At 65.4% G+C, this 9,046-nt stretch carries 12 protein-coding genes and 2 pseudogenes; 11 read left to right on the forward strand and 3 right to left on the reverse strand.

All coding sequences use genetic code 11. The annotated features are described in order from the left end of the window. Positions 1-41 precede the first annotated feature (41 nt). The 10 genes and pseudogenes from HS053_RS20880 (at position 42) to HS053_RS22430 (ending at position 6,280) form a co-directional block, all read left to right on the forward strand. Positions 42-1,523, forward strand: a complete 1,482-nt coding sequence (locus HS053_RS20880; protein WP_174213177.1) for a multicopper oxidase family protein — start codon at positions 42-44, stop codon at positions 1,521-1,523. A gap of 14 nt (positions 1,524-1,537) precedes the next feature. Beyond that, entirely contained in the window at positions 1,538-2,395 is an 858-nt protein-coding gene (locus HS053_RS20885; RefSeq protein ID WP_174213178.1) for a WD40/YVTN/BNR-like repeat-containing protein, read from the forward strand. Beyond that, complete coding sequence (locus tag HS053_RS20890; protein WP_174213179.1) at positions 2,392-2,850, forward strand: hypothetical protein; 459 nt, start codon at positions 2,392-2,394, stop codon at positions 2,848-2,850. The genes HS053_RS20885 and HS053_RS20890 overlap by 4 nt, the downstream gene beginning before the upstream one ends. A 22-nt stretch (positions 2,851-2,872) precedes the next feature. Beyond that, positions 2,873-3,385 (forward strand): annotated as a pseudogene (locus HS053_RS20895) (DUF932 domain-containing protein); the annotation flags it as partial. A gap of 126 nt (positions 3,386-3,511) precedes the next feature. After that, the gene (locus HS053_RS20900) at positions 3,512-3,952 is read left to right on the forward strand and encodes a JAB domain-containing protein (RefSeq protein WP_174213180.1); all 441 of its coding nucleotides are present in this window, start codon (positions 3,512-3,514) and stop codon (positions 3,950-3,952) included. A gap of 109 nt (positions 3,953-4,061) precedes the next feature. Further along, complete coding sequence (locus tag HS053_RS20905; protein ID WP_174213181.1) at positions 4,062-4,580, forward strand: DNA repair protein RadC; 519 nt, start codon at positions 4,062-4,064, stop codon at positions 4,578-4,580. Positions 4,581-4,680: 100 nt separating this feature from the next. Further along, a complete protein-coding gene (locus tag HS053_RS20910) occupies positions 4,681-5,172 on the forward strand; it encodes a DUF6878 family protein (protein ID WP_174213182.1) in 492 nt (163 codons plus the stop codon). A 10-nt stretch (positions 5,173-5,182) separates the two neighbouring features. After that, a pseudogene (locus HS053_RS22425) lies at positions 5,183-5,559 on the forward strand (DUF6915 family protein). A 1-nt stretch (position 5,560) separates the two neighbouring features. Next, a complete protein-coding gene (locus HS053_RS20920) occupies positions 5,561-5,758 on the forward strand; it encodes a hypothetical protein (protein WP_174213183.1) in 198 nt (65 codons plus the stop codon). A 75-nt stretch (positions 5,759-5,833) separates the two neighbouring features. After that, positions 5,834-6,280 carry a hypothetical protein gene (locus HS053_RS22430; RefSeq protein ID WP_241699968.1) on the forward strand — a complete coding sequence of 149 codons (447 nt, stop codon included), beginning with the start codon at positions 5,834-5,836 and terminating at the stop codon, positions 6,278-6,280. On the opposite strand, the gene HS053_RS20930 is transcribed toward HS053_RS22430, so the two are convergent. The 3 genes from HS053_RS20930 to istA are packed head-to-tail and all read right to left on the reverse strand — an operon-like array spanning position 6,222 to position 8,858. Then, on the reverse strand, positions 6,222-6,506 hold the full coding sequence (locus HS053_RS20930) for a tyrosine-type recombinase/integrase (protein WP_206677657.1): 285 nt from the start codon (positions 6,504-6,506) through the stop codon (positions 6,222-6,224). The genes HS053_RS22430 and HS053_RS20930 overlap by 59 nt on opposite strands. Positions 6,507-6,541: 35 nt before the next feature. Continuing rightward, complete coding sequence (istB, locus tag HS053_RS20935; RefSeq protein WP_071166598.1) at positions 6,542-7,336, reverse strand: IS21-like element helper ATPase IstB; 795 nt, start codon at positions 7,334-7,336, stop codon at positions 6,542-6,544. Beyond that, on the reverse strand, positions 7,326-8,858 hold the full coding sequence (gene istA / locus HS053_RS20940) for an IS21 family transposase (RefSeq protein WP_071166599.1): 1,533 nt from the start codon (positions 8,856-8,858) through the stop codon (positions 7,326-7,328). Before istA ends, istB begins: the two co-directional genes overlap by 11 nt. On the opposite strand from istA, the gene HS053_RS22215 reads away from it, so the two are divergent. Further along, on the forward strand, positions 8,857-9,046 hold a 190-nt coding region (locus HS053_RS22215; protein ID WP_206677653.1), incomplete at its 3' end, for a hypothetical protein. The genes istA and HS053_RS22215 overlap by 2 nt on opposite strands.

Consider the following 9,046-nt stretch of genomic DNA (forward strand, 5'->3'; position numbering starts at 1 on the left):
ACCCGGGCGCGGTTGGCGCCTGCCTTCTTCGGAGCATTGACATGCACAAACTCTCTCGTCGCGGCTTCCTTGCCGCCAGCGCTGCCCTTGCCGCACCCCTGATTCTTCCCTTCGGCCTGCGGGCCGAAACCGCCCCTCGCCTGTTGCGCGCCACGACCCGGACGCTGGACATCGGCGGCCGCGCCGTCAGCGTGAAGGGCATCCTGAACGACCAGGGCACCACCGGCCTGATCCTGAACCCGGATGAGGCGTTCCGGCTGGACCTCGTCAACGAACTCGACACGCCGACCATCCTGCACTGGCACGGCCAGATCCCGCCCAATGCGCAGGACGGCGTTCCGGACATGCCGAAACCCGCCCTGACCGCGGGCGAACGGCGGTCCTTCGACTTTCCCGCCACCCCCGGCACGCACTGGATGCATTCCCACATTCCGGTGCAGGAGATGGAGCTTCTGGCCGCGCCCCTGATCGTGCGGCGGGCCGAGGACCTGGCGGCCGACCGGCAGGAGGTGGTGATCCTCCTCCACGACCTCAGCTTCCGCCCGGCCGAGGAGGTGCTGGCCGAGATCACCGGCGGCACGGGCGGCATGGCGCATGACATGGGCGCGATGGGCCATGACATGGGCGGCATGGACATGGGGTCGATGGGCCACGACATGGCCGGGATGATGGACGGCGGGATGATGGACGGCATGTCGATGGGGGCAATGGACCTCAACGACTTCAACTTCGACGCCTATCTCGCCAACGACCGCACGCTGGACGACCCCGAGGTCGTCGCGGTGGACAAGGGCGGCCGCGTGCTTCTGAGGATCATCAACGGCTCGGCCGCGACGGTGTTCTGGATCGACACCGGCACGCTGCAGGGCCGGGCGGTGGCCACGGACGGGAACCCGATCCAGCCGGTCGCGGGCAGCCGCTTCGGCCTTGCGATGGGTCAGCGGCTGGACATCGAGTTGGACCTGCCGGCTGAGGGAGGTGCCTTCCCGATCCTCGCGCTGCGCGAGGGGGCGGTCGAGCGGACCGGAATCATCCTTGCCGGCAAGGGCACGGTGGTGGAGCGGATATCAGGTGTCTCGAACGAGGCGCACCCGGCCTTCTCGGGCAACCTGACGCAGGAAGCGCAGTTCAGCGCGCTGGTGCCGCTGGCGGACCGGCCGGTGGACCGCAGCGACACCCTGATGCTGGGCGGGTCGATGATGCCCTATCTCTGGACCATCGACGGGCAAAGCTGGGGCACCCATCGCCCGGTGGAAGCTCGCAGCGGAGAGCGCGTCACCCTCACCTTCCACAACATGTCGATGATGGCCCATCCGATGCACCTGCACGGCCATCACTTCCAAGTCGTTGCCCTGAACGGGCGCGCGGTGAACGGGGCGCGGCGCGATACGGTCCATGTCCCGCCGATGGGCATGGTCACCGTGGCGCTTGACGCGGGCGAGGCGGCGCGGTGGATGCTGCACTGCCACCACATGCCGCACCTCGCCACCGGCATGATGACCGAATTCGTGGTGTCGGCATGAAGGGGGACCGTCACATGCTTCGCCTTGGCCTGATCGCACTGCTGGCCACGCCCGCCATGGCGCAGGACAGCCTGCCCTTGGCGGACCTGATGTCCGCAACCCATGTCCATGGCATCGGCCCCGGACCCGGCGGCCCGGACAGCCTGACGCTTGCGACCCACAACGGGCTCTGGTCGGTCGATCTGGAAAGCGGCACCGCAACGCGGCTCGGGGGTTCGCAGGACGATTTCATGGGCTATTCCGCGGTTCTGACCAGCCCCGGCACCGCTTTTGCCAGCGGCCATCCGGCGACGGGGGGCAACATGGGGGTGATCCAGACCAACGATGCCGGGCAAAGCTGGACCCATGTCTCGGACGGGCTGGACGGGCCGGTCGACTTTCACAACATGGAGGTCAGCCGCGCCGATCCGTCGGTGATCTACGGCATCGGCCACGACCGCCGCGTCCAGCGCAGCGCCGATGGCGGGGTGACCTGGGAGGAAACGGGCGAGGCGCCGGAGAAGCTGATCGACATCGCCACCGCCCATGGCGACGCCGCCCAGCTTTACGCGGCGACCGAAGGCGGCCTTTTCCTCAGCCCCGATGGGGGTGCCACCTGGCAGCCGGTGATCGAAGGCGTCCCCGTCTCTACCGTCGATGCCGGGGCGGATGGCGTTGTCCGGGCGGTGGACCTGTCGCAGGGTCTGGTGACCCTGGGAAAAGGTGGAGAGGTCACGCCGGTCGCCACCGACCTGCCCGACGGTTATCTTCTGTTCCTGGCCACCACCTCGGTCGATCCACTGCGCCTGGCGGCCCTGTCGGCGAAGGGCCGGTTGGTCCTGTCGCGGGACGGGGGTGCCAGTTGGACCGACGCGGTGAGCACGGCCCCATGACCCCGCCCGCCGCTCAATTCGCCGCCAGACAGACGATCCTGCGCTTTCTGGCGGCGATGGCGGCGGGCAACCTGGTGTGGGAGATCGGGCACTTGCCGCTTTACACACTCTGGGTCACCGGCAGCCCGGGCGAAATCGCCTATGCCGTCCTGCACTGCACGGTCGGAGACGTGATGATCGGCGGCATCTGCCTGCTTCTGTCGCTGGCCCTGCTTGACCGCAAAGCCTGGCCGCACGCTCGCTTTGGCGCAGTCGCCGGGGCGACCATCCTGTTTGCCCTGGGCTATACCGTCTTCTCGGAATGGCTGAACACCGAAGTCCGCGAAAGCTGGACCTACCGTGAGGCCATGCCCCGCCTGCCCATCCTCGGCACAGGCCTGACGCCGGTCCTGCAATGGATCGTGGTTCCAGTTCTAGCATTCAGGTGGTCGTTGCCGCGGACAGTGAAGCAGTAGACCCAAAGACAACATGGGCCCCTCAGGTACGCTGCCCGACGGCTCCCCCGATCTCTACTTCCGGGGCTTCTACTGCTGGAATTCCGAGGTGGGCGCGAAAACCCTTGGCATGGCGAGCTTCTACCTTCGGGCGGTGTGCCAGAACCGGAACCTTTGGGGCGTCGAGGATTTCCAGGAGATCACCATCCGCCACTCGAAATACGCCGCCTCGCGCTTCGCGCATGAGGCGGCACCGGCGCTGACGCGGTTTGCCAATTCCTCGCCACAGGGCTTCGTGAACGGTATCAAGGCCGCGCGGCAGCAGATCGTGGCGCGGACGGACGAGGATCGGGATGACTTCCTGCGCAAGCGCGGCTTCTCGAAGACCGAATCAGGCAAGATCATCGAGAAGGTGCTGATGGAGGAGGGCCGCCCGCCCGAAAGCATCTTCGATTTCGTGCAGGGCATCACGCGGCTTGCGCGCGACAAGACCCAGCAGGATGCCCGCCTCGACATGGAGGGCCGGGCCAAGAAGCTCCTCGACCGGGTCGGCTAACGCCGGGCCCGACATCGCGACCGCCCTCGCGCGCGGCGGTCGCGCACTCCCCTTCCACACGCACGCTACTGGCCTCGCCCCGAGAGGGCAGGGGGCTTCGGCCTGCGCATTTCAGCGAGAACCCCCATGACCCCCCAGGAAGAAACCATCGTCCTCGAAGCCCGTGATATCCTCGGCCGTTACCTCAGCCAGAACCCGGTCATCGGCAGCTGGCAGGCGTTGATGGACTATTGCGCGCTCACCGTTCGTGGCCCCATCGAGTGTTTCCACGTCCTCTATCTCGACCGCAAGAACCGCATCATCTCCGATGAGCTTCTCTCGACCGGCACGGTCGACCATGTCCCGGTCTATCCGCGCGAGGTGATCAAGCGGGCGCTGATGCTGAACGCCAGCGCCTTGATCCTGATCCACAACCACCCGTCCGGCGATCCAACGCCGTCGGAGGCAGATCTCAGCATGACCAAGGAGATCCAGAAGGGGTGCAAGTACCTCGGCCTCACGCTGCACGACCACATCATCGTCGGTGCCGGGACCGAGCTGAGCCTGCGGGCTCTCGGCAAGCTCTGACGCGTCTTTCCGAACCGCAGCCGCCGCCCCTTCTAGGAAGAGGGCGGCGGTTTGGTCTTTGACGGATGAGGCGGGGAGAGAGGCTTCCCGCGCCGTCGGAGATACTCCCATGTTCGACCTGCCCTTGCCCATCCACCCGACCGCTTACGCGCGGGGCGTACCGCCGCATTTTCCCTCGGGCGACACCGACCCCAACCACCCCTTCGCCCTGACCCTGTCGCGCCGCGCACCGGCTGATCTCATGTCGGGCCGCGCGGTTCCGCTCGTCCTCTCCCGTTTCGCGACGCTGGCCGAGGCCATGCAGGACGCGATCGACCACGCCGAGGGGATAGCCCCTGATGCCGCGCCGCAGCTTCTGGCCATCCTTGACCGCGACGAGCGCCTGGTGCTGGCCGGGGCCGCCAGCGACCACGCCGTCGCCTGGTGCCACCCGGTCACGAGCGCAGCCGAAGCGCGGGGCGTGGTGACCGAGGCAAGCCAGCTGCGCGCGCAAGCGGGCCGCGCATCGGCCTGGGGTGAGCCCGATCTGGCGGCTCGGCTGCGCCAGCGTGCCGATCTTCTGGATGCGCGTCTCGTCGACCCGCTCTGGCGCGCCTTCGCCGCCCGGGCGCTGCAGGTTGCTGCGTGAGGTCCGAGAGACAGAGAGGGGCAGGGGGGATTTGGAGCTTGTCCGGGGGAGAGAGATCGCCCGGCCCGGCTCCGATCCTTCCCCTTACCGGAGACACCCGATGAACCTGACTGAACCTACCCTCGCGCCGCCGATGGCACCCCCGACCGTCGACATGGCGCAGATCTTCGCGGCGCATGCCGAACGCGCGGCCCGGATCGAAGCGCTGCGCCCCGGCAACAAGGACCGCCTCTTCGATGGCCTGATGGCTGCCGGCATCACCCATGTCACCGTGACCTTTGACGGCGCCGGTGACAGCGGCCAGATCGAAAGCATCGGCGCATGGTCCGGTGAGATCGCCGTCGATTTCCCCGCCACCGAAATCGAATACGCCGCGCTGACCTGGGACGACCCCGAGGTCGAGATGCGCCAGCTCTCGCTCGAAGATGTCGTCGAGCAACTGGCCTACGACTTCCTTTCCGACACCCATGGCGGCTGGGAGAACAACGACGGCGCTTGGGGCGAATTCTGCTTCGACGCCGCGGCCCGCTGCATCCATCTCGAGTTCAACGAGCGGTACACCTCGTCCGAACTCTACACCCATGATTTCTGAGGAGGCGGCGATGGCACATCCCTATCACCACGCCCTGTCCTCGGTGAAGAAATGGGGCGGCACGGTCGACGACTTCATCGCGGTGCATGCCTGGTCGACCAGAGCAAGGAGATCACAGCGGACTTCCGGCACCGGGCGCTGCGCCACCATGCCGAGGGCATCTTCATGGCCGAGACGATTTTCGGCCAGACCCTCACGCTGTCGACCGGACGCATCATCCCGACCCGGTGGATCGGTGAGCAGCATGTTAAGGAAGACCTTGGCTTCATCCCGAGTTTCGCCGACTGGGTGAAGGCTATCCGGCCCGAACCCTGGATGGGCCGGGCCGAGCGGATCGAAACGCTGGTCGATCCGCATCTCGCCTCGCCCGTGATCGAGGTCACCTGAGATGACCGATCCGGCCTATCATCGGCTCGGCCTGTCGGCGACCGCTTCGCCCTACGCCGTCCTTCGGGCGGCGGTCAGGGCGCTCCACCCCGACACGCGCGCGGTTCGCGGCTTTCGGGCAGCGCGCAGGCGCTTCTACCGGCAGATGCTCTGCGCCCATGCCGCGCGACAGGCGGCGGGCGACGAGCCATCCGGCTGATCGCCCCCAACCACCCCTTCATCCCAATCGAGTGCCCGGCCTCTCGGCCGGGTTTTCCCCATTCAGGAGGTCCCCATGGCGGATTACTTCACCCATTTCTCGTGCCTGCTCGACGTCGGCTGCCCAGACAAGGCCGCCCGCGAGTTCGCGCTGTTCGAGGAACTGCGCGCAACCGATCAGGACGCCGACGATCAGGAGGTCGCGGGCTTCGACCTCGTGCGCCAGGACGCGCCCGAGGACAGCACCCTCTGGCTCCATGATGACGAGCACGGCGATGTCGAGGCCGTCATCGGCTTCGTGCTGCGCCTCGCTGGAGAGCTCGACCTCACCGGCCTCTGGGGGTTCCAGTATGCTTTATGCCGAATTCGGCATAAGGCGTATTATGCCGGGATCAGGATTATGCCGCATGGCCAGTGCCCACGCTTTAGAGCGTTGGCCTTGGCCATGCGGTCATTCGGCATATTCAGAGCGACTCGAGGAAGGCCAGCAGCTGATCGTCTGGTCGGTATCGGCTGGATTTGACCCCCGGTGCAGTCACCTGTCGGAGCGCATTTTCCTTTAGACGCATATCCGCGTGGATGTAGATCTGGGTGGTTTCCACGGATTCATGGCCGAGCCAAAGCGCGATGACCGCTTGGTCGACACCGCTATGCAATAGTTCCATCGCGGTGCTGTGGCGGAGCGTGTGCGGTGTAACGCGCTTCCCCTCAATGTTGATTTCCACCCAGAACTGAGCCGGCATTTCCATCGAGAAGTGAGCCACCTCTGACTATGGATTTCCGGTCATTCAGTGGTCAAGGCGTGATTGTTCTCCTTCTTTTGGCGCGTTGCGGCGGCTGAACTGGCTTTGAAGCGGAAGCTGTCGTTTCCGGTCTCCAGGATGTGGCAGCGGTGGGTGAGGCGGTCGAGGAGCGCGGTGGTCATCTTGGCATCGCCGAAGACCGTGGCCCATTCGCTGAAGCTGAGGTTCGTGGTGATGACGACGCTGGTGCGTTCGTAAAGCTTGCTCAGCAGATGGAAGAGCAGCGCCCCGCCCGAGGCGCTGAACGGTAGATAGCCCAGTTCATCCAGGATCACGAGATCAAGGCGGGTCAGGCTTTCGGCAAGTTGCCCGGCTTTTCCCTTGGCTTTTTCCTGTTCGAGGGCATTGACCAGTTCGATGGTGGAGAAGAAGCGGACCTTGCGGCGGTGATGCTCGATGGCCTGGATGCCAAGGGCGGTCGCCACATGGGTCTTGCCGGTGCCCGGTCCGCCGATCAGGACCACGTTCTGTGCTCCGTCCATGAACTCGCAACGATGCAGTTGTCGCACCGTGGCTTCGTTGATCTCGCTGGTCGAGAAGTCGAAGCCCGAGAGGTCCTTGTAGGCCGGGAAGCGCGCCGCTTTCATATGGTAGGCGATGGAGCGGACCTCGCGCTCGGCCATCTCGGCTTTCAGCAGTTGGGACAGGATCGGCACGGCCGCTTCGAAAGCCGGCGCAGCCTGTTCGATCAGGTCCGTCACGGCTTGTGCCATGCCATGCATCTTCAGGCTGCGGAGCATGATGACGATGGCGCCACTGGCAGGATCATGACGCATGACGGCCTCCTGCAACGGGGGTGCGCAGGCCGTCATAGCGCTCGACATTGGCCTTGGGCTCGCGATGGAGAACCAGAGCCTGCGGGGTATCGAGCGGCGGCCCGCCAATGAGCTTGCCGTCGACCAGCCGGTGCAACAGGTTCAGCACATGGGTCTTGGTTGCCACGCCCTCGGCCAGGGCCAACTCCACCGCGGTCAGCACGGCCTGTTCGTCGTGCTGAAGAACCAGGGCGAGAATGTCGACCATCTCGCGGTCTCCGCCGGGTTTGCGGAGCATCTGCTCCTGCAGTTGCCGGAAGGCAGGCGGGAACTCGGCAAAGGGCGCGCCATTGCGCAAGGCACCGGGCTTGCGCTGAAGAACAGCAAGATAATGCCGCCAGTCGTAGATCGTCCGCGGCGGCACCTGGTGATTGCGCTGGAACACGCGACCATGCTCGCACAGGATGTTGCCCTCGGCCGCGACAACCAGCCGGTCCGGGTAGATCCGCAGGCTGACGGGGCGATTGGCAAAGGACGACGGCACGCTGTAGCGATTGCGCTCGAAGCTGATCAGGCAGGTGGGCGAGACGCGCTTGCTCAGCTCGATGAAGCCGTCAAAGGCGGGCGGCAACGGCATCAGTGCGGCCCGCTCCGCAGCCCAGACGTCATGGATCGTGCCGGGCAGCGTGCCGTGCGGGGTCTCCTGCCACACCTCCAGGCAACGCTGCTGCAGCCAGGCATTCATCATGTCAAGATCGGGAAAGCCCGGCATCTTCTGCAGGATCTGGCGGCGGGAGTCCTGAACGTTCTTCTCGACCTGTCCCTTCTCCCAGCCTGCGGCAGGATTGCAGAACTCCGGTTCGAAGACATAGTGGTTCGTCATGGCCAGAAAGCGGAGGTTGACCTGCCGCTCCTTGCCTCGGCCGACCCGGTCCACCGCCGTGCGCATGTTATCGTATATGCCGCGCTCGGGCACGCCGCCGAACACACGGAAGCCATGCCAGTGGGCATCGAACAGCATCTCGTGGGTCTGGAGCGGGTAGGCGCGCAACAGGAAGGCCCGGCTGTGGGACAGCTTGATGTGGGCCATCTGAAGCTTGGTGCGATCGTCGGCCAGATGCCCGTAGTCTTCGCTCCAGTCGAACTGGAACGCTTCGCCCGGTCGAAAGGACAGCGGAACAAAGGTGCCGCGTCCCGTGGTCTGCTGTTCGCGCTGGCGATCTGTCCGCCATTGCCGCGCAAACGCTGCAACCCGGCCGTAGGAGCCGGTGAAGCCAAGCTTGACGAGATCGGCATGCATCTGCTTCAGCGTCCGCCGCTGCTTGCGCGACTTGCCGGCTTCTGTCTTCAGCCAGCCGGCCAGCTTCTCGGCGAAAGGATCAAGCTTGCTCGGCCGGTCCGGCGTGGCGAACTTCGGCTCGATCGTGCCCCCCGCCAGGTGCTTGGTAATCGTGTTGCGCGACAGGCCGGTGCGCCGCGCGATCTCGCGGACCGACAGCTTCTGCCGAAAGTGCATGCGTCGGATGATGTTCAAAAGTCCCATGTGGATCACTCCCGTTACCCCCGCCGCTCACCGCTTTGGGGAAAGGTTCACATGGCTCACTTCTCAGTGGAAATTACGCGCCGATCCGGCTCAGTTCTGGGTGGAAATCAACAGTCTCACCGCGACATCCGGATCGATTGGAAGGATTCGTTCCTTGCCATTCTTGCCGTTCTTTATGTGGAGCAACT

It is taken from the genome of Tabrizicola fusiformis (assembly GCF_013328815.1).
Taxonomy (GTDB): domain Bacteria; phylum Pseudomonadota; class Alphaproteobacteria; order Rhodobacterales; family Rhodobacteraceae; genus Fuscibacter.

What these genes read in the sequence shown, in the direction of transcription:
- HS053_RS20880 (WP_174213177.1), top strand. Translation starts at nt 42, where the DNA reads ATGCACAAACTCTCTCGTCGCGGCTTCCTTGCCGCCAGCGCTGCCCTT.
- HS053_RS20885 (WP_174213178.1), top strand. Translation starts at nt 1,538, where the DNA reads ATGCTTCGCCTTGGCCTGATCGCACTGCTGGCCACGCCCGCCATGGCG.
- HS053_RS20890 (WP_174213179.1), top strand. Translation starts at nt 2,392, where the DNA reads ATGACCCCGCCCGCCGCTCAATTCGCCGCCAGACAGACGATCCTGCGC.
- HS053_RS20900 (WP_174213180.1), top strand. Translation starts at nt 3,512, where the DNA reads ATGACCCCCCAGGAAGAAACCATCGTCCTCGAAGCCCGTGATATCCTC.
- HS053_RS20905 (WP_174213181.1), top strand. Translation starts at nt 4,062, where the DNA reads ATGTTCGACCTGCCCTTGCCCATCCACCCGACCGCTTACGCGCGGGGC.
- HS053_RS20910 (WP_174213182.1), top strand. Translation starts at nt 4,681, where the DNA reads ATGAACCTGACTGAACCTACCCTCGCGCCGCCGATGGCACCCCCGACC.
- HS053_RS20920 (WP_174213183.1), top strand. Translation starts at nt 5,561, where the DNA reads ATGACCGATCCGGCCTATCATCGGCTCGGCCTGTCGGCGACCGCTTCG.
- HS053_RS22430 (WP_241699968.1), top strand. Translation starts at nt 5,834, where the DNA reads ATGGCGGATTACTTCACCCATTTCTCGTGCCTGCTCGACGTCGGCTGC.
- HS053_RS20930 (WP_206677657.1), bottom strand. Translation starts at nt 6,506, where the DNA reads ATGGAAATGCCGGCTCAGTTCTGGGTGGAAATCAACATTGAGGGGAAG.
- istB (WP_071166598.1), bottom strand. Translation starts at nt 7,336, where the DNA reads ATGCGTCATGATCCTGCCAGTGGCGCCATCGTCATCATGCTCCGCAGC.
- istA (WP_071166599.1), bottom strand. Translation starts at nt 8,858, where the DNA reads ATGGGACTTTTGAACATCATCCGACGCATGCACTTTCGGCAGAAGCTG.